The following is a 20,121-nucleotide window of genomic DNA, read 5'->3' on the forward strand; positions in this document are numbered from 1 at the left end:
AATCCTCTCCTTGTGGTTAGTAGTTTTATTTGAGTGTGTGGACCTTCTTAGAGGTCTACTATTACGCTTTCCTTTCGTGTAACTCCGTCGGTCGCTAACATGAAAGCCCGTCTCATTTTCGAGCTCGTTCCGTGTACCCGACGCATATAGATTTCGAGATTCATTTTCGGCATAGTCGCCGCTCCTCCGAGCTTTTCGTTGACGCCCTTGTATCCGAACATGAGTTTATTCGGGCTCCGTATCATTAATAATTCGACGTTCTTGTCTAGGTCTCGTATGACGTGATGGAGAGCTCTCCCGACCGCCATTCGTTTCGAATAGACCTCGTCTCCGATGGCATAAGCGTCCCCCTCGTCGACTTCGTGTACGGTTAACGATATCTTGACGATGTTCTTCTCGTGTATGATTCTATCATTCTTCATAATGTCGCCTCCTTTCGTTTAGTTCGATAGTGTGCGTTTTACCTTGTCGAGAGCCTTTTCAAACTCCCGTAGTGGTTCTAACGATTCGAACCCGATTCCATATCGAGCCGCATAGTCGTTTAGATAACCGCTCGGAGCGTATGACTCGCCCGTCTCGTACCGTTTTACTCGCATTCGATTGACTCCGAGGTCTTTCGCTACGTCGTTCATTGTTTTGTCGAGAACGGCGGTTCGTATTAGATGCAGTTGGTTTTGTCGTATCACGTTTCCTATCGCCTCCTTTTCGTCTGGTATCGTGTTCATTTCGAACGTTGACCGCATAAAGCGGAGGGACCCTATTCGAGCCCCGTTATGATGTCCCCGTGTGAGTGAGTGTGCGGGTCGTAAATAACCCGCAATTTCGATATTTAGGACGGTCGAGGTTTAGGAAAGAACTTTACGTTTTGCAATCCACGAAGTAGGAAGAAAGGTCCTACCACTTCCTTTCATTTTTGGGTTCCCCTACCGTCCAATGTTTTTTATTTTGTTAAAGAAGGGAGGCACGGCGGGGAGACACTAGAGGGAGGGAAACTCGCCCGCCATACCCTCGAAAAAAGGCATATCATCGTAATGCGTTTATTTAGTTCGGACCCCATCCGATAGGGTCCCAATTTCGAGACGGCTCCGAGTGATAGAGCGGAACCGCCTCTCGGTATGGTAGACATTCCGACGCCTTTTCGGAGGACGTCGTCTCCGTCGACTACACCGTATCTGGCAATCGTATAAGCTAGGGAGCGGGACACAACGACGAACCCGCCGCCCAAATTGCGTTTTTTTATATTGTTTTGTGTTATGGAGCGTTTTATCGTCTCACTTAAGTAAGCACTCGTAAAATCAGAATCAGTATGAAAAAATCGAAAGTTTTTTAGAAAGAAAGTAAGTAAACCAATTCGATTCGTTTTTGTGGGCGGCGTTTCCCCCTCACATACTTAAGCACGAGTGTTAGTTTATTGGACACAAAAAACATTAAAAAACTTTTTGAGATTGTCGTCGTCATGAGGAACCCATAAGGATCATCCCGTCTAAGTGATTCTAAGTCTTGTCGGGTAGAGTATGGACTCGGATGCGGTTAAAACGGCTTGTGTGGGCTCGTGTGCGGTCGTTCGAACCATATATGCGTATCTATATCCGTATAGACGTAAAAAAGGCGACCCCCGTCGGTGGAGTCGCTTGGTCTCGCATATATTCGATTTAGAGGTTTATCTCGGCGTATACGTCGTCGATGTTGTCTTGCGTGATTCCGATATAAGCGAGCGTAATACTTGCTGACGAGTGTACGGATTGACGGAACGAAAAAAGAGCCGCATTCCGCCGCTCCTCCCTTTATCGTTCTTTTAGTTTAATCGCATATTCTTTCGACCTTTTAAGAGTCTCTTATATCCTCTATGCGGGAACGCAAGGACGTTAGTCCGTTGCGTAAGTTGTTATAATACTATTGCTTTAATACAGTTGCTATCTTTACCGTTTTACTCGGTAATACTACGAGGGTGTTACTCGGTGATACTAGGAGAGTGTTACCCCGCAAACTATCGGACCTTTTTCCGTGGTTTAGGTTTGTAGATTTTAGGGTCTGGAACGACCTTCTCCCCGTCCTCGTTCACGATATAACCGTCCTCGGAGACTCTCGATGCGTAGCTCGGATAATAGAGAACCGTTTGCCTCATATCTCGAGCGACCTTCTCTCTCGTTATAAGTCCGTTTGCCTCGAGAATATCGGCGAGACTTTTAACCCGTCCTCGGTTGATTTGGAGTAGTTCGGTTATCGAACTATACGACAACCAACAAGCTCCGAACCTATCATTCGGGTTCCCGTCCTTGTGCGTATGCTCGCCGCTTACGTGGTCGAGTAGTAAATAATAGAACGCTACGACGTCCCTTATCTGCGGTTTGTTTCGCTTGTCCGAGTTGACCTCGTTCGACTCTCGTATAATACGAGGGAATACTTTTCGAGATAGTGCTCGATTGTGCATCTCGTAGCCTCCTGTATCGAGTAGCGTTTTCTTGTCGTTCGGTAGCGTTTTGTTTTCGTGTTCCATGATGTCGACCTCCCTTTCGTATGATTTGGACCGTTAATAAACGCCCGTTACTATCTTAAGCACGAGAGGTCAGTTTTTCAGTACATACGAATTTTTGTTCGCATTCAGTAGGAACCGCCCGAACCGTTGTCGGAGTATGACGAAACCCCTCGAGGATAAATTTCTGATATCGAATTTGTTTACGGGTTATCGTTCCATTCGTATCGGGTCGGGTTCGTGGTCGTGGAATTGTTATGATGTTTGCTTATGTAACGATGTAAAATGCCGAGTAGCCGTTCGGACTCTTGCGTCTTAGGGTGTTCGGCTCCGTATTTCTTCCAATTACATTCCATTTCGATTCTTAACATCGTACACGTTGCGTCGAGCCAGTCGATTTTTCTTTCGGTTTTATCGTAGTCCATTCGTCCTCCCTATATCGTAATTTTAAATAAGTAATTCGTCTCATATAACTATAATCCTTTATTCCAGTAGAACCTTGCCGCAGACAAAAAGCCGACCGTTGTTAAACGATCGACCATTTTTCTTAATGTGATATTAAATTATTTATTTCGGGTGTATATGGTCCGTTTTTAATCCATTCAATGTCTTTTGAATTGAGGTCAAACCATTCACCTTTCACTCTTTTTGTTTCAAAATATTTATGTAACATTAATTCAAGTTCACCGTAATTTTCACAATAAAAATAGTGTATAAGCTCAATATTGAATGGTAAATCCACCTTGAATAAATGAATTCTATTATCGAGGCTTCTGGCTCTGCCTATTTTATACCGATAGGAATAATCCTCTTGAATGAGATATACATACCCTTTTTTATTTTTGTTTTCGTTTTTCTTTTTCTTTATATTGATTGGGTCGAGTTTTTCGACTAAATTTTTATCGTATTTTTTTAGTAACTCTACCGCAAGTTTTCTATTTTCCTCTTTTTTATCGTTTTCTGCTATAAACACAAGTCGGTCAAAACGCTGGTCGCTAATATCAAATTCCTTAAGAGTTTCTAAAGTAAGTTTTCGAATAAGTGGTCCCGAACTCGCTAAATTTTCCATTAATCTAGGGATTGCTTTTTGACACGCCAAAGGATTAATTTTAACTGCCTTTTTTAAACCCTTTGTAGCATGTTTAATCTCTCCACCTTTACCGTGTTCTATGTAATAAATCAATTCAGAAATATTACTTGAAGTCGAAACATTTTTCAATAATTGAAGTAGCGGTGTAACATTACTCAACGTTTATCCTCCCGTCTATTCACCTTTGAAATTATCATTAGTTCTTATATCTTATCACAACATAGCATACACCCCGTTTTCAAAAATACGTTAGATAATCGGTAACGGTAAGTTGTAGGAAGCGGGTACGGGGGTGTTGGGGGATACGCCATATTACGTCATACAACGTCCGAGAATCGCTTGTGTCCTTTTCGATTCCTTCTCCGACTTCTTCCTTCGATTCGAGAACGAATACTCACAACGAACGAGAGACGATCGATTCCTTCGCTCTACCCGATACCCTTCGCATAGATTCCGAACCGAGCCGATTAAGTAAGAGCTTGCGTTCTCTATTCGTTTGGAGACCGAGGACCTCGCCTACCTACCCGTACCGTATCGACCATATAACGGGACCTTTCGCTAATACTTATCGAGGGATAATCGGTTATGTACATACGCATAGAAGGTCGAGAGATTACGTGTGTGAGACGCTAGGGATTATCGATTGTGCGTAGGTCGAATATAAAACGAGGGTATGACGGGATTTCTCTCGAGTGTATAGGCTGGGGGAGATTTCGAAAAGGGATACGGCGGGGTTATTTTCGTATCTCGATATGACGTTAGTTATTACGCTAGACCTTTAGGCTATCGCCACGTCGCCGCCTGCGGCTCCGTTGTGCTTACTTCGTACATTAACCGCCTTGGATTAACCGCATAGATAAGTGATCCGTGGTCGTTATAACTAAGTTCTATATAGATAAAATATGCGATGACCCGAGCGGTAGCGATGGGAGAGAGACGAAGTCCTCTAAGATATAAAAGGACTTCCCACCCCGAAATGCCCTTCCGACTTACTCTCCCAACGGATTTGGTGATTTTTATATGTGTCGTTTTCACATGTAAAACGGGGTGATATGTGTCGTTTTCACATTAAGTGTTTACATACGACAACGATAGTAACTCGGTTAATAGGAGACACAAAAAGACGAACCCTCGAAGGTCCGCCAGTGTTGATTAGTTTATACGTGGGACTTACGACGTCTCTCACGATAAAGCGTTGCCCTACTTACGTTTGTAATCTCGCATATCTTGTCGACCGTGTATCCGTTATGATCTCGATTCGCTACGAGCTCCATTGCGTGAATTAGACCGCTATGTTTGTCGGTATACTTTTTCGGTCGACCCTTGTAGACTCCTCGTTCTTTTGCGTCGGCAATACCTTCGAGTTGGCGTTCCTTTATCATATCCGCCTCGAACTCGGCGATGCCCGAAAGGACCGTTATCATTAACTTACCGATAGCAGTCGAAGTGTCTACGGTGTCTCCGCCCATGTTGAGAACGACTAGACCGACTCCCTTTTCGTTTAAGTCGTCGATAATTGTTAGAGCGTCTTTTGTGGAACGTGCGAATCGATCGAGTTTTGTAACGGCTATCTTGTCTCCGTGGTCGACGGTGACGAGTAGCTCGGTGAATTGTTCCCGATTAGATGCGGAACGACCGCTCACCTTTTCCTCGTAAACGACGTCGCAACCGTACTCTCGGAGCTTGTTCGTTTGAGTTTCGATGTTTTGTCCACGAGAGCTTACTCGGGCGTATCCATATATCATAGTCATTCGTTAAAACCTCCGATGAATTTTTGATACATGTAAATGATACACGATAAACGCCGTCGCATCAAGGAAGGTCATTTGTATCGAATGAGTGTACCCTATTGATACGGAGCGGACCCGATTTAGTTATTGCTACTTGACTCCGAGGGTATCTCGAAAACCTCGTATATATTGTACGATTTTAACCGTGAGAGCTCGTATGAGAGCAGCTAGTTTCTTTCGAGGGTTATCGGTTAGGCGAACGATTGGAACACTTAGACGGACGCACAATGTCGAAAACGTACAACGTAGCGAACATGGCTATAAAAGCATAGCGTCATGCGAACCCCGTGAGTTTGGAGACCCCTTCGCCCCAGACCTTCGAAGTGGCTGATATGCGATGTCTCACGTTAGCGACCACGATAGACGATGTCCTCGAGAACGTTCGAACTCCTCCGCATACTAACTCGTAAATACGCCATAGGCAACGACTTATAGACGCATAACCTACTTACACGGGACCCCTCGAAGTTAGCATGCGTAAACTTTCGTAAATACGATTACTACACTTTTCGTCAAGTTAATAACCTTTACACACCGTCATAACAACGTTTATAGATGTATGGAAATAATTAGTCGATCGATTGCGTTAGTTTACACCGTTTTGCAAACGTTTCGAGGGTATAAAAAAAGACGGTGTACTAAGTACCGACTTTGTTCAACTTTTTATCCTGGTATCTACCCCTTTTAAGAAATCCCTTAAATCTTCATATGTACTATATGATTGCTTCAAAACTTCATACATGTGTTTTTGTTTTGATAATTTACTTTTGTTATTGCCAAACATTGAATTAATATATCCCCAAAATTGTTCGTCGGCTTCTTTTGTGTTTTTCATCATCATTCTTGAATCAATTGTTATCGGTTTACTATGAACTAAATTATTTCTAACGGAAACTAAATCGTTTATTTTTTGATATAATTGTTTATCTCTCGGGAATTTGGAACCCTTTACTTCGAAATAAAATTCCGTTATTTTATCCATTATCCCAAGTTTTTCTTTATCCTTAAATTGATCTTCACCAAGATAAACGGAACCATATTCGTTGATTAACGATTCAATCGCCATTACAAAAAAGACAGTTGAAATAATACAATGCTTTTGCATTCCGTGATTTGTTCGTTGATACACTTGGTTTTCTTCTTTCGTATGTGAACCGAAATCCCATGACTTTCCGCCGTTTGTAATCTCATCATATGTTTTGGATACTTCCCTAAATTCATTATAACTTTCCTTTGCTATCCCATTATAAAATGAATGCAATGCAACATTAAAAATCACATCATACATACTGAATCACCATTAAAGTTAACTACAATATCCATATTCACAATCATTCTAACACCCCTTCTTTCTCTATAAATATTCTATAGGAAAATTAAGGACATTCAAACCTTTATTCCCGATATTCAGTAATTACCGTATATAAAAAACGAAGGTCCGATTGTGGACCCCGTCGGTTAGATTAGTTTCTCGACTGGTGAGAACTTCCGATGTCCTTCGAACACGTCGCTACTGAATAGATTAACGTAGTTCCGTACCATTTCGAGACTTGTATCTCCGAGAACCGCTTGGAGATTGAACACGTCCGCTCCGTTTTGGACTGACATTTTCGGAAACGTAGTCGGAACGTATGCGGGGAACAAATAAAATATAATTTCCCTCTTTATTCCATACAAAAAAGGGACGGCTCTCACCGTCTCCCTATCTATAAGCAACTTGTATTCGAAGTTTCCCGTCGTCCTTCTTAAAGTTAATACGATCGATTACAAGCCGCAATAATTTGTTAACCTCGGACGCCTCTCCGTCCCATATCTCGAGAACTTCTCCGATCTTTTCGAGTCGGTCCTCGTTCGTGATTTGTTCGTAATAGTTAATACGTTCCCTTAATTCGTGTAGTTGATTTTCAAGTTCTTTTATTTGTTCGTCCCGTTTCGCCTTACGTTCTTGGAAATCGGTCTTGGTGATGTCGCCCTCCTCGTACATATCGAAAACACGAGCCCGAGCGTTCTTAGCCTTTTCGAGTTGTTGTTCGGCTTGGCGGAGTTCCTTCTCAAGTTGTTCCGTATCGTTTCCGTTGTTCCCGCCTAGGTCCTTCTCGAGTTCTTCCTTATACTCGATTAGTTGTGCGTAAACTGCTGCGTCGACGTATTCCTCTTTTCCGCCTCCATTGCGGCAAACGATTCCGAACGGGTCCGCTTTTTGACACGATTTGACGAACACGACCGTTTTACCTTTGGCGTTCTTCCTCGTTACGAATGAGCGAGCGTATCCACAAGTACCGCATTTGATTAGTCCGCTATAACGTTTCGAGTGCATACGGTTCCGAGCGTGTTCTTTCGAACGACGATCGAATGTCTCTTTAAGAGTCGCAAACTCCTCCTCGGTCATAACTGCCTCGTGAGTGTCCTTCACGATAGTCCAATCACCACGAGCAACCTTTTCGAGTGGCTCTGTCTTTCGATCTAAGTGTCCGCTGCCTTTCGTTTTACCATAAACGGTATGTCCGAGATGTGTCTCATTCGTAAGGATTCGCTTTATTGCGACTTGGTTCCAATGCTTACCATAAGCGGTTTTGTAGCCTTTACGATTGAGCTCTTGGGCTAGCCTTAGAGCGGGCTCCCCTTTTAAGACTTGATTCTTTATATAGTCGAATAGGACTCGCTTATCCTCATTGACATATATGCGTTTATTGTCTCGGTCGTACTCGTAAGGGAATGGAGGCGGACCGTTGACCCATGCTCCCATTTTCGCACCGATTTTCTTACCACGTTGGAGTCGCTTTTTGATTTGTCGATATTCGAATCGAGCCATAAGTCCGAGGAACTCCGAGAGCATTTCGTCCGATTCGTTTTTGAGGTCGAACACTTTTTGCGGTGTGATTATAAGAGTATCGCTATCACGCAAAGCAGCTCGAATGATTGCCGCATCTTGGTCGTCTCCACGTCCTAGACGATCGTAGTCAATCACGATAACTGCGTCGAATAAGTCGTCTCGAATATCGTCGAGTAGCTCTAGCATTTTCGGACGATAGTCCAACGAGTCCCCGCTCGCAATCTCATTATAGAGAATCGGAGTCCATCGGTTGGACTCGGCGAGTTCGGTTAATTCTCGTTTATGTTTTTCGAGGTCGTCGTCTCCCTCTCCTCGTGATTTCCGAAGATAGATTGCGACCTCTTTTATATCTCGTATTTGTTCCATAAGTTCCTTAACACCCCCTTTAATAACTTATCACGTTATGTAACTAACACAAAGTCTAATAGATTCTTTTGGTAAGGTCAATAAGTTTATTAGTCTTTGGAAAATTTTAAGTAATGTAGTAGAATCTTAATAGATAAAAAGAAAAGGTTTTCTTTTTGGTGATTAGGGGGGGAATTATGAAATGGAGTATACTTTACCGATATTTCTGCTTGGGCTAGGTTTTCTAATAAAACTATGGGTTAACAAGGAAACAACAAAACCACATTTACTCACTTCTGTATCAGAGTTACCCGTGGATATAATGTTTTTAAGTTCAGCCTTAATAATCTCATATACCGAATTGCAGACCAAAAAGGTAGTTCTAAATAATGTTAGGAGCTCCGCAGATGTAATTGCTAGCAATATAAATAATGGATATATCATTTTTATTGGATACATAATCATAACATTTATTATAACTGCAATTTGGAGATGGAATAGGAGTTTTTTTGAAGCTGAAAGATGGGTAGTATTTAACATTATTCTTATTGTAAAACTTGGTTTGGCAATATATTGTCTGTACCATGCTATTACAAAACTAAACGAGGTGATGTAACAATGGACACACAAACTATATTGATACTTTTATTGGTTATTACATCACTAATGGTATCAGTGTTAACATTCTTGACAACAAAAATTAAAAGCAGCAGAGATAAGGTTTACGATTTTGAAATGAACCAAGCGAAGTATAATGATATGCGTAGATACTATGAATCAATTCTAGAGAAATATAATGAAAAACTTATGTCGCATGAGGAACGGTGGAAGGATGTAAACCATTTATTGTTAAATCAGAATAAGATAAATGAAAAGGATATAGAGCCCGAGGTGCATTATACTAATTTCTTATTAAATCACGGTATTCAGGAAAAGGAACTAGAGGTCGATCGATATACCGCATTTTTACTGACATCATTTGATGAAAAATATAAAAATATAAGTGATGCAATCAAAAATACTTGTAGAGGTATTGGATTAGAATGTTTACGAGGAGACGAAGAATATGTAGCGGGTGATTTATTACCACACATATTAAAGCATATTGTAAAAGCTCGAATTATAATTGCAAACATAGACGGGAGAAACCCAAATGTTTATTATGAATTAGGAATAGCACATGCATTAGGAAAACCAACAATACTGATTTCGAAAACTATTGATAAAGTTCCATTTGATATTAAATCGAAAAATATTATTCAATATAAAGATGCTTACGATTTACATCAAAAACTAACTAATGCCATATCACGTGCGATACTTTAAAGCCGTTTTAATAACGGCTTTTTTCTTTCATTTTGAGTGTTTTCCTATGGAAACTTGTCATCAATGACAAGTCGAATAACCGATGGAAACCATTACAGGCTTATTTTCACGCTTTGCCTTTCCAAAAGCTTCCTCTCCCCACGGATACCAATCGACTGGATTGTTTGCATGTTGAAGTAAGTAAGGGGACTTTTCTGCGATCAATCTATTGGGCTTCTGATTAGTTGTCATTGAAGATCACCTTCCTTTCTTTGAAAAAGTGAACAAATATTATGATACCTCTTTACTCTAACACGACTCACTACGTTTATGACTTCCCGTTATCGTCCCCATTCAATAGAGCAAAAGGTCACTTCAAACGATTATCCTCATAAAAAAACACCGGAATACGGTGCTTGCTTGTCCTAAATAGAACTAAGTTCATACTTTAATTCATTTACTTGCTTCTACTAAACTTCTTCAATTTGTCCTCTGATCTCGCCATCCGGATTTTGTTCTGTATGGGCATTGACATAAGTGAGACCCTCTTCCATCAACTCGACCAACTGCCTGACTGTAGTGATCCCTTCAGGGTTGTCCACAATATCCTCGTCAGTGATTACGCCTGTTACAACTCCTTTCCTAGTCGTCAAGCCTTCCTGTTCTGCTATCGTTTGTACATTTTCGCCAAACAAAAATGCAAGTACAGGACCGTTTACATCAGGAGCTCCGAAATGAATATGGGCTTGAATGAAGTTTTCTATATTGCATACTACTAGTCGGAATTTAAGTTTTGTATGATTTGAATTTGCGCTAAACTCCGCATTGCCGAACGCATTGGTTTGAACTGGAGGAACCTCATTTCTCCCAGACAATTTTGCAATGAATAAGGATTCCAACATTGTTGTTCACTTCCTTTCATACGTATATATTTACTTTACGTGAAAGCGAACGAATAAGGTTGTGCATTATACCTAATATCTTAAAAAAAGGCGGTTTGTCCAGGGTTGAATCTAAAAAAAAAAAGAGTACGACACATGTAAATTGTCATGTGTAAAAAAGGGATATCATTCCATTTAGTTGAATAAGTTGGGTAGATGGTACTTAATGTTTTAAAAATAAACATCAAAGGAGGCCTTTATGGGTGAAAAGAAATTTGTAGCACATCCTAATTCACAAAATAAGTTTGAAGGGATGATTACATATGGAGACAGGGATATCGAACTATCCGAAAACCCCCTCATTTCCATTACTCTAGGGGAGCGGTTTTCTGTTTGGAAAACGATCGTGAACGCCGTTGTGAGTCAATTTGTCATGAAACAAATGAAAAAGTCATCAGGATTGCTTTACGCAGAGTTGAAAGGAAACATCAAAGAAGGCTACGGTTTTACATTGACGGTCTGGGAAAGTAAAGCGATGGTCCCTTTTCGAGATCGTGGGGCCCACAAGTTTGCGATGCGGTTTTTCAGTTGGGTGTTTTATGGCGGAAAATCCCAAGCTTATTTTTTGACGTATAAAGCTGATGATGTGATTCCGACATCTGAAGAGGCTTATCAATTAGTAAAAGAGTATGGAAAATTCATTGATGGTGGAAAATTGGTTCGAAAAGCCAAAAACCCTGCAAAGCAAAATATTTTGGAAAATTAACAGTTCAAAAACCTAAAGAAAAATAGAGCTTCCCATAAAATAACATAGGCAGCTCTTCCTATTTCTTTCAGTGTATTTATTTATATTGACGAGAAAATACTTTGAAGGCAGTTCTGGAAAGCACGCCTGAAACACCGGTTTTCGGTACATGTGGTTTTCCTTTTCCAGTATCTACGAACGCTTTTAGGCTTTTTAACGTTGTATCCCAACCCTTCGAACACATCTTGTAGCATTTGAGGTCTGGAGTTAATCCTATGTGTTCAAATTGCAAGGTTGTTCCTCCTTCTTCACTTTCAGAAAGAGTAAAGACCACCTCTGTGCCTACCCATTCACTCCACCCCTCGACACACTTCCAACGAACCTTTTTAAAGGGGGCGAGTTCAATGATTTCCATCGAATTGAAAAGTAGTTTTTCAAAGTAAAATGAGCTTTTTCCGCCAACTTCTGTACTTACACGACAATCCGTTGTCCACCATCCTTTTATTCCCTCTGGGGTCGTGATTGCACCGTAAACGGCTTGAACATCAGATTTTAACTGGACCTGAATTGAATAGCTATTCAACGTATTTATTCCCCTTTTTCCACATATTCTTTAAGGCGTTTCTCAAGCAGCTCGACCCAACCATGTCTATGGGCTTCTTCCCATTCAGGATCCAAGAGTCCAACAGCATCATGAGTAAGCTTCAATACAGTCGATGAACCGTGTTCTTCTAATTTATACGTATAATGACTATTGACTGCACCTTTCATTCCGAGAAGTCCGTTTAGACGGATTTCCTCGTTTTCTTTTATATAGAGAACGGTTCCCCAGACGGCACCGTGACCGTCTCCCCAATCCTCGTAAAAGCGCCCGTCCATATTCGGTTCAAATACAAGCTTAGAATCCTTGTCGCTTAATCGAAATGCCCACCAATTATCAATCTCTTCAGTCAATGCTTGGAACACACGTTCTTTCGGCGCCTGAATCGAAACTTCCTGTTCGATTTGAAACCAACTCACCTCTAGCTTTGCTACTTTATTTTCCATGTTCATACCCCTTTCTTTCTCTTCAATTTGATTTTTCAGATGAACGAGCGATGATGAAAACTGAGACTCATATTTACTGACCCATCTGTTATAAAGCTGTTGTAACGGAATTGCGTTTATAAAATTTAAGCGGATTCTTCCCTTTCGACGTACAACAATCAGTCCAGCCGATTCGAGTATATCTAAATGCTTCATGACAGCATAGCGTGACACATTGAATTTCTCGCTCAATTCACCAGTAGTCATCGGACCATTTTTCAAGTAATCCAGTATTTCCACTCTTGAGTGATGTGCCAGTGCTTTAAAAATGTCGATTACCTCATTACTTTCCATTGGAAGGGTTCTTTGGACCTCCTTTCGCAATCCTTTATGTTACTTATAAGTAACATATTTAACGTGTGACTAAATAGTAACATTTAAATTCTTTTGTAGTCAATACTTTTTAAGTCAAAACAAAAAAAGCAGCTCTGATTTGGATCAAAGCTGCTTCTCTGTTTCGCCTGTTGCGAACTTTGGACCCTGAATAGTTTACCCTTCTAATAGTTAAAGGGCTGGAGGTTGTATCCCCGTGTTCATCCGGGAATTATGGGTCCGTTTTTTTAAATTTAATACTGCTTAAACTTTCGCAAGAATACCTATTTTTCACTAACATACTTTCTGATGACATGATTATTGCCAATAACTCAAACAACGAAAGCCCTACCTCTCTTTCGTCCTTACGACTCCTTGATCGTGCCAGTGTGGATCAGCTACTACAATTAGAACGTTCATTTTTACAGAAATTTAAGGGAAAATGGTTTGTGTTAAAAGGAAGGGTTAATGTGGAGTTTATTTCATTACATTAAAAAAGGGTGATGTACCATGTACATCACCCTTAATCAGCTATTGTTACGCCTTTTGAACGTTTGATGCTTGAGGTCCACGGTTACCGTCAACGATTTCAAAAGTAACTGTTTCGCCTTCTTCTAACGTTTTAAAGCCTTCGCTTTGAATTGCTGAAAAGTGAACGAATACATCGTTTCCTTCTTCGATTTCAATAAATCCAAATCCTTTTTCTGCGTTAAACCATTTTACTTTACCTGTATTCATGCGAATACCTCCTAAAAAATTAAACTGTGTATTCGCCATAAGTTATGTTTCAATATTTTGTACCAAGTTTGAAGAAACACTTTAATATGAATCGACCTGTAAATCGTCCACATTTGATGTAGCTACGACTTATTTATCCAAAAATATTTAAACGAACTTAATAGCGTTATTCCTATAATAAACGATTTGTAGGTATGTGTCAATCACTTCTTATCTTTTATCTTATTGAATATAGTATGAGGACGATTTAAATTCAGAAGAAGGTGATGAAATGATGATGAATCAATCGTATTACCCACAGCCATTTCCACACCAGCCTATTACGAAACCCGATCGCGGATTTAAGCAAAACAATGTGATGGAAGTGTTCGGTACTGGAAGTGTTACCGCACCACCAGATGAAGTGATTATCTCGATAGGTGTACAAACGCGCGGGAAAAACGTTCAGCAAGCGGTCCAGGAGAATACAGCAAAAAGCAACCAAATTATCGAAGGGTTGAAAAAGTTAGGACTAACAAATGAACAAATTGGTTCATCCAGTTATACGATCACACCAGTTTATGAATATAAAGATGGGGCTCCGTACTTCATTGAGTATAGAGTTGAGCATTTATTAGAGATTGAACAAAAAGATGTAACGAAAGCTGGGACCATCTATCAAACTGCAATTGAAAATGGGGCAAACATTGCAAGGGAGCTTCGATTTCAAGTTTCCGATCCTCTTCGCTATTATGAACAAGCCCTTACTGAGGCATTGAATCATGCATTTCAAAAAGCCCAGAGTCTATCAAGTCAATTAGCGGTTCAAATCAATCCTGTGCCGATAAAGCTCTTGGAAGTCGGTGATCAGGGGCCGATCCCTTTTTACGATTCAGCGGTTAAATTTGCGTCGACTGAAGTTCCAATCCAACCACAACAACAGGTCGTCAAAGCCCAGATCAAAGCGTGGTTTCAATACTTATCCACTTAAAAATAATTGTATAGTTTCCTCGATTGTATTAAACTATTGTCAGATACGTTGACTATAGTCCGCTCCAAAATTAAACAAAAATCGAATGGTGTCTAAATGGGGGAATTAGCGTTGAAACTTGAACAAGCTGTAGGATTAGTACTACGGAAGCATCGTACAGTCGAAAAAATATCGCAGTTTAAACTGGCAAAGTTAACTGGCTATGACAGATCATTCATTAGCCTATTAGAAAGAGGACAACGGGTCCCGTCTGTGAAAACGATCTTCGTACTAACCGAGCACTTACAAATCTCACCCTCCCAATTTATTGATGAAGTCCACGAGCTTGTTGATAGTGACATCATGGAATATGATTAGAATTCAAAAAGGACCTGCATTATTCTAACGTGCAAGGTCCTTTTCCTTTAATTATGATGCCGCTTTATCATTTGGTAAATGTTTTCCGAGTTCTTTTCCGAGTTTACCTGAAAGCATAAAGCCGAACATTTGAAAATCTGCACGTAATGCCCATAAAGGGTGACCAAATGTCGCAGGCTTGTTCCCTTCAATAAAAAAATGGCTGATCCAAGCAAACGAATACGCTATAACTGGCGCGAGTGCGATGTACCAGTAGTTCATCGTCCCGATGGCAGTAATGATACAAATGAATACGAAACTTGTTCCTACAAAGTGCCAGCCTCTCGTTGCCGGTTTTGCATGCTGCTGCAAATAGAACGGCCAAAACTGAGTAAAGCTATTAAATTCCTTCATTTCACTACCTCCTCCCCATTTTTTGAACCTTGCATTAGTGACACCCGAAACGGATGCAAAGTTGCCTGCATGATACCGTTAACGACAGCAGGATCTCCATTCATAAGTTCCTCGGCTCTTTCGTATGTATCGACCCTAAGAATGACCACCCCAAGTGAACCGTCTAAACAGGGGCCTGCTAATACGAGCTCACCCGTTTTCAAAAGGTTCTCTATGTATGCGAAATGTTCCTCTAACACAGCTTCCTCTTCTTTAGTTACATCATTAATGAAGCCATCCCGATTTGGAATCAATTTATAAAGGTACTCCGCCATTTGAATATTCCTCCTTTACCCCCTTTTATTACTTTCTTTCTTACTATTTAAATTCCTCTATTCCAGTACGGTACGTGAAATTTTATAACCAGTATGAGGAAATCTGATTCATATCTTCGCATAGTGCACTTCTTTCGTCTGGATGAACCATGACTGGTATTTGATCATATAAGGTAATGTAAACTGTCCTATCATCATCTTGATTATTCAAATAGTGTTGCAGCTGTTGAAACTGTCTCTCGGATAGAACACATTGTACGGAAAGCTGTTTTACTCTCATTAAAGTAAACGCCTTTTCCTCCTCATCCCAATTACCACCTAAAACCGGTCCATCATACTCTTTCATATGGATTGCCTCCTTCTAATAGACACACTATTCTTCTGTTAGGGTGGAATGTATGATTGAAGTTTATACAATTGGTTTTGAATCCCCTTTGTTATCCTACTAATTGCTTTTCAAAAAAAATCATCCCAGTACGGTACGTGAAATTAATTCACATCTTCGGACAATAAGCCTACGTCCACAACATATTTAAAAAGAAGCGATTCACTCGGGACCGCTTCTTACTTTTCTATATGATTTCCATCTTGCTCATTTTGGTTATCCTTTGTTTCGAAGGTTGCGTCAGTTGTTTGCTCCAATTTGGACAGCTCCTTCGCCGATTGTCTTCGAATAATAATAGTAGCTATGATCGCTCCTGTAACAAAGATGAATAACATGATGAGCGATGGAATATATTCACTTTTGTCTTCAGGAAAATAAAGAAATGGCATCATGGGTATCCCACCCTTTCAAATTATGCTTTCTTCATTATAGCAAACGTGAACGGAGCACGTTGTAAACGGCCTTACAATTTAGTGAACACCTGCCGAGGCACCTGTTAAATAGAAAGGCTGACTCGAATTTCAAGGAGCCAGCCAATAATTGTATCTTTTAAAGTTGTTTTTCCATCGATTCGAGAATGTAGTCAATCGATTTCGTCATCGCAAGAAAACGCTTTGCTTTTGTATCCTTTTGAAAAGCCTGCACGGCGATGATTGTCAGGTTTTCGGATGTATCTTTAATTTGGATCGGATACACATACTTCGGACGCTCTCGGATCGCCCATTCCGAAGCAAGTGGCTTCCATTCATCCACCAGTGATTGCACCTTATCTGCAAAAGGTTTCGCACTACCAAAAAAATCAACTTCGTATCCATCGGACATTGTACGTTGTTCGAATTGTTGCTCTGCTTGCTTCGTATAAACACGCAATTGTTTCGTCATTTCATTCAATCGACTATTGTCCGTAGTCATCCTGCTTCACCCCGCTTTACTTATCGTATCAAAAGCGGTTTTCAAAATCTACAACGAAAATAAACTCAAAAGCCAATTGCGCTTTTGCTTTGTGGCAACCGGATTGAATTCCGTGCGAATCTCGTTCGTAGCCGTTACTTGAAGCAGCAGCTGCTCTTCAAACACAACCATTTTCTCCTCTAGATCAGTTAAACGCGTCGCCATATGGTCTAGATCCTTTCGATGCTGTAAAACTTGATAGCTCAGCACCTCGTCAGCCTTTTGGGAAACTTTCTTTTCAAGAATATCAAGTTGGGAGTGAAGCTTTTTGAACCGCTCGTCCATTTCACTGATTCCAGACTTGCTCAACTGAATACTTTCGTTCGTTGTTCGTTCTTGAATTTTAATGTCGCTCATTTGTAATCCTTGTTGTAACTGTTTCTGGATTGTACTCAACACCTGAATATCTTCTTCACGAAACAAATAGTGGCCATGCTCGTTTTTCGGACAGGGGATCTCAAAATATTTGACCCATCGTTGGATTGTCGTAGGATTGACACCAAGCTTTTTTGATACGGCTTTTGTTTTAACCAGGCTTCCCATCAAAAAGACCTCCCGTTGTTATTATTACAAATACTATTCAATGGTTCCCCCCCTAACCCTTCATGTCTGACAAAACTAGAATTTGTTCGGCAAAGAAAGTGGATTTCGACATCAGATTGCTCCTCGAATAGTTGTGGCATCAGTATCCATACTATTAGTAGGAGGTGACCAGTTTGTCTAAAAAGAAGGAAAAACCACAGCAACGGAACGACCGTCAAAACAAACCAGGATATGGGGATAAGAAATTGGAAGGTCCAAACCGCCCATCTACTTAATTCTCCCGACTTTCCCAATTATGAATACTGAATAAAATAAGCTGACTCCTATGCAGAAACCTTCCAATGGAATGGAAGGCTCAATTAGGAGTCAGCTTTGTATTTTGCTTTTCAAAAAAGCAAGCAGGTGTAGTTCTGAACGTTTATGTGCATACCAATCGTTCAAGTGTACCTTGTCAGGCAATGAAATCTCTTGAAATCGAAGGTTAGTGAATGACTTTTTCAACGACCAATCCTCATCGTATTCTCTCTGATGGCGAATAATGGGATAGAGTGTTCTCAGCGCGGCCATGTGTCCTTTGCGTCCGATTTTCAGAAACCGCTCATACTCTGATCTTGCTCCAGTTGGTTCAGTGTTAGAAGCAAATGAACTAAAACGTTGATGGTACGCAGGGTGGAACAACAGCTTCAATAAACGTCGGCCGAGCAAAATCCGTTTCTTTGCTTTTCGAAATCCATGTACAGACAGACCGAACAAGTCTCCTTCAACAGTTGGAAATAATACCGTACTAAAATGAAAGCGATCTTGAACCCAAAACGGTAGGGAATGAAAGACCCGCTCTTTATAAAGGGTTCGTTCTAGAACAGGCTTTTGGATCAATTGTTGTTCGTTAACAATCAGACACGTGTTAATTCGCTCGTAATTCCTCTTGTTCCATAACCTCTCCCACTCTCTCCCCATAAAAGATGAAACTTGAAAGGCTTTCAATAAATGGAATAATGGTGTGTTACACTTCTTGGATACCTCATATAGTAAAAGTTGTGGGTATGCATCACTAAAAATCAACCAATTGGCTCTTTCATATGTTTCAAACAACAAGCGCCTCTTTTTTACCGACAATAATGTCCGATATTCAGGGGAATGAAGATCACACATATTCCACCCCGCATTTCTAGAAACCATACTTGCAAGAAAAGACCATGAAATCTCAGGATTTTGCTCATAAAAATTGTGATACGCTTTTGTTCGTGAAATATTATCGACGTTCCATTTGGTCGTCTTCTTTTGAATCGTAACAATCAGGTGTTTTTCATCCTGTGTAAGGTTTGATTCATTTGGTTTCACAAATAATTTCAGAGCACTTTTATTCCACATTCCAACCCCGATTCTACAAACGTAGGTTCGTCTTTTTTAGTAAAATACTCGACAAACGGTCTGTGTGTGGTATATTTTTAATAATGCAATTCGATAAATTTACTGATTGAAACTATATGTACCTTTATACGTCTATATTAAAGACAACAAAAGAAGAATAGCAGCTTTTGAACAACATCTATTAAGTATAGGTGTTTTATAATCATCGTTTTAAGGAAGGTGAATCCAATTGGACTTTCGCTATCCCAACCGAAAACCTGCAAGCTCTCAACTACAAACGGTAGGAAGGACTTCTTTTAAAGAAAAGGAAGGCAATCGGTCGTTTGCAAACCGTGGAATGACATTTGAGGATGACATCAACCATTCCAATCTATATTATTTACAATCCGGAAAAGCAGTTATTCATAAAAAGCCGACTCCTGTGCAAATCGTTTCAGTGGATTATCCAAAACGGAGTGCAGCTGTCATAAAGGAAGCTTATTTTAAACAACCGTCTACAACAGATTACAACGGGGTATATAGAGGGAAATATATTGACTTTGAGGCAAAGGAAACTCGAAATAAGACATCCTTTCCTTTAAATAATTTTCATCAGCACCAAATCGAGCATATGAGGCAGGTTACTAAGCAGGATGGGATCTGCTTCATACTTGCTCGCTTCAAGACTACCCAGGAGGATTTTCTTCTTAAAGCCTCGGACTTATTTCAGTTTTGGGAACAACAACAACAAGGTGGACGGAAATCAATCCCGAAAGCCTTCTTCGAAGAAAAAGCCCCATCAATCCAGCTCGGTTATAATCCGAGAATTGATTATTTGGAAATTATTGATAAATTGTTTTTCGCTGGATGATTTAGGGTAATAAACGAGTTGGACGTTACGAAGGATATATGAGGTATATTTTCTTTTATATGAACAACCTCTTTAAAATACGTGTTCAAAAAAGTAGACGTATCAGAATTACTAGTATGAAGTTCGACTAAGGTCATCACATCCTCTGATAACGTCGAACTGACTTACATCGTGTGAGCCCAAGGCACGACAGTTTTGAGGACCGGAACGACGAGCGGTACTTGCATGAATGCTACGAGTTGTACCGAGGAAGTATCCTCTAGGAATGAACTAGTAGACGCAGGTACATATGCTCTTACTTTGGACCGGAAAAACCGAGTAACGTCGAAATTCGCCGTTTATCAGATCGATACTTTTTGAACAACCTTTTAACACCGTTAAGAATAGAA

At 40.4% G+C, this 20,121-nt stretch carries 26 protein-coding genes; 6 read left to right on the forward strand and 20 right to left on the reverse strand.

Annotated features, from left to right (window positions below):
- Positions 1–47: 47 nt before the first annotated feature.
- From MOJ78_RS12030 to MOJ78_RS12065, 8 genes are all read right to left on the reverse strand, one after another.
- On the reverse strand, positions 48–422 hold the full coding sequence (locus tag MOJ78_RS12030; protein WP_304977582.1) for a hypothetical protein: 375 nt from the start codon (positions 420–422) through the stop codon (positions 48–50).
- An 18-nt stretch (positions 423–440) separates the two neighbouring features.
- Entirely contained in the window at positions 441–686 is a 246-nt protein-coding gene (locus MOJ78_RS12035; protein ID WP_304977583.1) for a hypothetical protein, read from the reverse strand.
- Positions 687–1,987: 1,301 nt separating this feature from the next.
- Complete coding sequence (locus MOJ78_RS12040) at positions 1,988–2,497, reverse strand: helix-turn-helix domain-containing protein (protein WP_304977584.1); 510 nt, start codon at positions 2,495–2,497, stop codon at positions 1,988–1,990.
- Positions 2,498–2,676: 179 nt separating this feature from the next.
- Complete coding sequence (locus MOJ78_RS12045; protein ID WP_304977585.1) at positions 2,677–2,898, reverse strand: hypothetical protein; 222 nt, start codon at positions 2,896–2,898, stop codon at positions 2,677–2,679.
- Between the two features lie 122 nt (positions 2,899–3,020).
- Positions 3,021–3,722 carry a GIY-YIG nuclease family protein gene (locus MOJ78_RS12050; protein ID WP_304977586.1) on the reverse strand — a complete coding sequence of 234 codons (702 nt, stop codon included), beginning with the start codon at positions 3,720–3,722 and terminating at the stop codon, positions 3,021–3,023.
- Between the two features lie 998 nt (positions 3,723–4,720).
- The gene (locus MOJ78_RS12055; protein ID WP_370529716.1) at positions 4,721–5,314 is read right to left on the reverse strand and encodes a recombinase family protein; all 594 of its coding nucleotides are present in this window, start codon (positions 5,312–5,314) and stop codon (positions 4,721–4,723) included.
- 694 nt (positions 5,315–6,008) lie between these two features.
- Positions 6,009–6,641: a hypothetical protein gene (locus MOJ78_RS12060; RefSeq protein WP_304977587.1), complete on the reverse strand. Its 633-nt coding sequence runs from the start codon at positions 6,639–6,641 to the stop codon at positions 6,009–6,011.
- Positions 6,642–7,055: 414 nt separating this feature from the next.
- The gene (locus MOJ78_RS12065; protein WP_304977588.1) at positions 7,056–8,552 is read right to left on the reverse strand and encodes a recombinase family protein; all 1,497 of its coding nucleotides are present in this window, start codon (positions 8,550–8,552) and stop codon (positions 7,056–7,058) included.
- Between the two features lie 181 nt (positions 8,553–8,733).
- Between MOJ78_RS12065 and MOJ78_RS12070 the strand changes: the two genes are divergently transcribed.
- Both MOJ78_RS12070 and MOJ78_RS12075 read left to right on the forward strand, forming a co-directional pair.
- A complete protein-coding gene (locus MOJ78_RS12070) occupies positions 8,734–9,147 on the forward strand; it encodes a hypothetical protein (protein WP_304977589.1) in 414 nt (137 codons plus the stop codon).
- Between the two features lie 2 nt (positions 9,148–9,149).
- Positions 9,150–9,857 (forward strand): hypothetical protein, encoded by a 708-nt coding sequence (locus tag MOJ78_RS12075; protein ID WP_304977590.1) that lies wholly within the window; start codon positions 9,150–9,152, stop codon positions 9,855–9,857.
- Positions 9,858–9,917: 60 nt separating this feature from the next.
- Here the strand turns inward: MOJ78_RS12075 and MOJ78_RS12080 are convergent, their stop codons facing one another.
- Together MOJ78_RS12080 and MOJ78_RS12085 are read right to left on the reverse strand one after the other, a co-directional pair.
- Positions 9,918–10,088, reverse strand: a complete 171-nt coding sequence (locus MOJ78_RS12080) for a DUF255 domain-containing protein (RefSeq protein WP_304977591.1) — start codon at positions 10,086–10,088, stop codon at positions 9,918–9,920.
- Positions 10,089–10,306: 218 nt separating this feature from the next.
- Positions 10,307–10,738 carry a CHRD domain-containing protein gene (locus tag MOJ78_RS12085; protein WP_304977592.1) on the reverse strand — a complete coding sequence of 144 codons (432 nt, stop codon included), beginning with the start codon at positions 10,736–10,738 and terminating at the stop codon, positions 10,307–10,309.
- Positions 10,739–10,976: 238 nt separating this feature from the next.
- Here MOJ78_RS12085 and MOJ78_RS12090 point away from each other — a divergent pair, with 238 nt between their 5' ends.
- A complete protein-coding gene (locus MOJ78_RS12090; protein WP_304977593.1) occupies positions 10,977–11,483 on the forward strand; it encodes a hypothetical protein in 507 nt (168 codons plus the stop codon).
- Positions 11,484–11,559: 76 nt separating this feature from the next.
- Here the strand turns inward: MOJ78_RS12090 and MOJ78_RS12095 are convergent, their stop codons facing one another.
- From MOJ78_RS12095 to MOJ78_RS12105, 3 genes are all read right to left on the reverse strand, one after another.
- Positions 11,560–12,045 carry an SRPBCC family protein gene (locus MOJ78_RS12095; protein WP_304977594.1) on the reverse strand — a complete coding sequence of 162 codons (486 nt, stop codon included), beginning with the start codon at positions 12,043–12,045 and terminating at the stop codon, positions 11,560–11,562.
- A 5-nt stretch (positions 12,046–12,050) separates the two neighbouring features.
- Entirely contained in the window at positions 12,051–12,842 is a 792-nt protein-coding gene (locus tag MOJ78_RS12100; protein ID WP_304977595.1) for a metalloregulator ArsR/SmtB family transcription factor, read from the reverse strand.
- 555 nt (positions 12,843–13,397) lie between these two features.
- Positions 13,398–13,598 (reverse strand): cold-shock protein, encoded by a 201-nt coding sequence (locus MOJ78_RS12105; protein WP_304977596.1) that lies wholly within the window; start codon positions 13,596–13,598, stop codon positions 13,398–13,400.
- A gap of 274 nt (positions 13,599–13,872) precedes the next feature.
- On the opposite strand from MOJ78_RS12105, the gene MOJ78_RS12110 reads away from it, so the two are divergent.
- Both MOJ78_RS12110 and MOJ78_RS12115 read left to right on the forward strand, forming a co-directional pair.
- Positions 13,873–14,568 carry an SIMPL domain-containing protein gene (locus MOJ78_RS12110; protein ID WP_304977597.1) on the forward strand — a complete coding sequence of 232 codons (696 nt, stop codon included), beginning with the start codon at positions 13,873–13,875 and terminating at the stop codon, positions 14,566–14,568.
- Positions 14,569–14,679: 111 nt separating this feature from the next.
- Positions 14,680–14,925 carry a helix-turn-helix domain-containing protein gene (locus MOJ78_RS12115; RefSeq protein WP_304977598.1) on the forward strand — a complete coding sequence of 82 codons (246 nt, stop codon included), beginning with the start codon at positions 14,680–14,682 and terminating at the stop codon, positions 14,923–14,925.
- Between the two features lie 51 nt (positions 14,926–14,976).
- Here the strand turns inward: MOJ78_RS12115 and MOJ78_RS12120 are convergent, their stop codons facing one another.
- From MOJ78_RS12120 to MOJ78_RS12150, 7 genes are all read right to left on the reverse strand, one after another.
- The gene (locus tag MOJ78_RS12120) at positions 14,977–15,318 is read right to left on the reverse strand and encodes an Mpo1-like protein (protein ID WP_304977599.1); all 342 of its coding nucleotides are present in this window, start codon (positions 15,316–15,318) and stop codon (positions 14,977–14,979) included.
- Positions 15,315–15,632, reverse strand: coding sequence for a YciI family protein (locus MOJ78_RS12125; RefSeq protein WP_304977600.1), 318 nt, complete (start codon positions 15,630–15,632; stop codon positions 15,315–15,317). Before MOJ78_RS12125 ends, MOJ78_RS12120 begins: the two co-directional genes overlap by 4 nt.
- 82 nt (positions 15,633–15,714) lie before the next feature.
- Positions 15,715–15,978: a hypothetical protein gene (locus tag MOJ78_RS12130; RefSeq protein WP_304977601.1), complete on the reverse strand. Its 264-nt coding sequence runs from the start codon at positions 15,976–15,978 to the stop codon at positions 15,715–15,717.
- A gap of 218 nt (positions 15,979–16,196) precedes the next feature.
- Complete coding sequence (locus tag MOJ78_RS12135) at positions 16,197–16,409, reverse strand: hypothetical protein (protein ID WP_304977602.1); 213 nt, start codon at positions 16,407–16,409, stop codon at positions 16,197–16,199.
- A 157-nt stretch (positions 16,410–16,566) separates the two neighbouring features.
- Positions 16,567–16,929 carry a YppE family protein gene (locus MOJ78_RS12140; RefSeq protein ID WP_304977603.1) on the reverse strand — a complete coding sequence of 121 codons (363 nt, stop codon included), beginning with the start codon at positions 16,927–16,929 and terminating at the stop codon, positions 16,567–16,569.
- Between the two features lie 48 nt (positions 16,930–16,977).
- The gene (locus MOJ78_RS12145; RefSeq protein WP_304977604.1) at positions 16,978–17,511 is read right to left on the reverse strand and encodes a MerR family transcriptional regulator; all 534 of its coding nucleotides are present in this window, start codon (positions 17,509–17,511) and stop codon (positions 16,978–16,980) included.
- A 366-nt stretch (positions 17,512–17,877) separates the two neighbouring features.
- A complete protein-coding gene (locus MOJ78_RS12150; RefSeq protein ID WP_304977605.1) occupies positions 17,878–18,882 on the reverse strand; it encodes a DUF2515 family protein in 1,005 nt (334 codons plus the stop codon).
- Between the two features lie 229 nt (positions 18,883–19,111).
- On the opposite strand from MOJ78_RS12150, the gene recU reads away from it, so the two are divergent.
- Positions 19,112–19,732 (forward strand): Holliday junction resolvase RecU, encoded by a 621-nt coding sequence (gene recU, locus MOJ78_RS12155; RefSeq protein ID WP_304977606.1) that lies wholly within the window; start codon positions 19,112–19,114, stop codon positions 19,730–19,732.
- Positions 19,733–20,121 lie beyond the last annotated feature (389 nt).

This window comes from Alkalihalobacillus sp. AL-G (assembly GCF_030643805.1).
In the GTDB taxonomy this organism is placed as follows: Bacteria; Bacillota; Bacilli; order Bacillales; family Fictibacillaceae; genus Pseudalkalibacillus.

Coding starts and splice junctions, on each gene's coding strand:
- MOJ78_RS12055 (WP_370529716.1), bottom strand. CDS start 5,314: ATGACTATGATATATGGATACGCCCGAGTAAGCTCTCGTGGACAAAAC.
- MOJ78_RS12145 (WP_304977604.1), bottom strand. CDS start 17,511: ATGGGAAGCCTGGTTAAAACAAAAGCCGTATCAAAAAAGCTTGGTGTC.
- MOJ78_RS12040 (WP_304977584.1), bottom strand. CDS start 2,497: ATGGAACACGAAAACAAAACGCTACCGAACGACAAGAAAACGCTACTC.
- MOJ78_RS12150 (WP_304977605.1), bottom strand. CDS start 18,882: ATGTGGAATAAAAGTGCTCTGAAATTATTTGTGAAACCAAATGAATCA.
- MOJ78_RS12090 (WP_304977593.1), top strand. CDS start 10,977: ATGGGTGAAAAGAAATTTGTAGCACATCCTAATTCACAAAATAAGTTT.
- MOJ78_RS12125 (WP_304977600.1), bottom strand. CDS start 15,632: ATGGCGGAGTACCTTTATAAATTGATTCCAAATCGGGATGGCTTCATT.
- MOJ78_RS12045 (WP_304977585.1), bottom strand. CDS start 2,898: ATGGACTACGATAAAACCGAAAGAAAAATCGACTGGCTCGACGCAACG.
- MOJ78_RS12065 (WP_304977588.1), bottom strand. CDS start 8,552: ATGGAACAAATACGAGATATAAAAGAGGTCGCAATCTATCTTCGGAAA.
- MOJ78_RS12075 (WP_304977590.1), top strand. CDS start 9,150: ATGGACACACAAACTATATTGATACTTTTATTGGTTATTACATCACTA.
- MOJ78_RS12105 (WP_304977596.1), bottom strand. CDS start 13,598: ATGAATACAGGTAAAGTAAAATGGTTTAACGCAGAAAAAGGATTTGGA.
- MOJ78_RS12085 (WP_304977592.1), bottom strand. CDS start 10,738: ATGTTGGAATCCTTATTCATTGCAAAATTGTCTGGGAGAAATGAGGTT.
- MOJ78_RS12110 (WP_304977597.1), top strand. CDS start 13,873: ATGATGAATCAATCGTATTACCCACAGCCATTTCCACACCAGCCTATT.
- MOJ78_RS12130 (WP_304977601.1), bottom strand. CDS start 15,978: ATGAAAGAGTATGATGGACCGGTTTTAGGTGGTAATTGGGATGAGGAG.
- MOJ78_RS12100 (WP_304977595.1), bottom strand. CDS start 12,842: ATGGAAAGTAATGAGGTAATCGACATTTTTAAAGCACTGGCACATCAC.
- MOJ78_RS12070 (WP_304977589.1), top strand. CDS start 8,734: ATGGAGTATACTTTACCGATATTTCTGCTTGGGCTAGGTTTTCTAATA.
- MOJ78_RS12135 (WP_304977602.1), bottom strand. CDS start 16,409: ATGATGCCATTTCTTTATTTTCCTGAAGACAAAAGTGAATATATTCCA.
- MOJ78_RS12140 (WP_304977603.1), bottom strand. CDS start 16,929: ATGACTACGGACAATAGTCGATTGAATGAAATGACGAAACAATTGCGT.
- MOJ78_RS12030 (WP_304977582.1), bottom strand. CDS start 422: ATGAAGAATGATAGAATCATACACGAGAAGAACATCGTCAAGATATCG.
- MOJ78_RS12060 (WP_304977587.1), bottom strand. CDS start 6,641: ATGTATGATGTGATTTTTAATGTTGCATTGCATTCATTTTATAATGGG.
- MOJ78_RS12080 (WP_304977591.1), bottom strand. CDS start 10,088: ATGACAACTAATCAGAAGCCCAATAGATTGATCGCAGAAAAGTCCCCT.
- MOJ78_RS12120 (WP_304977599.1), bottom strand. CDS start 15,318: ATGAAGGAATTTAATAGCTTTACTCAGTTTTGGCCGTTCTATTTGCAG.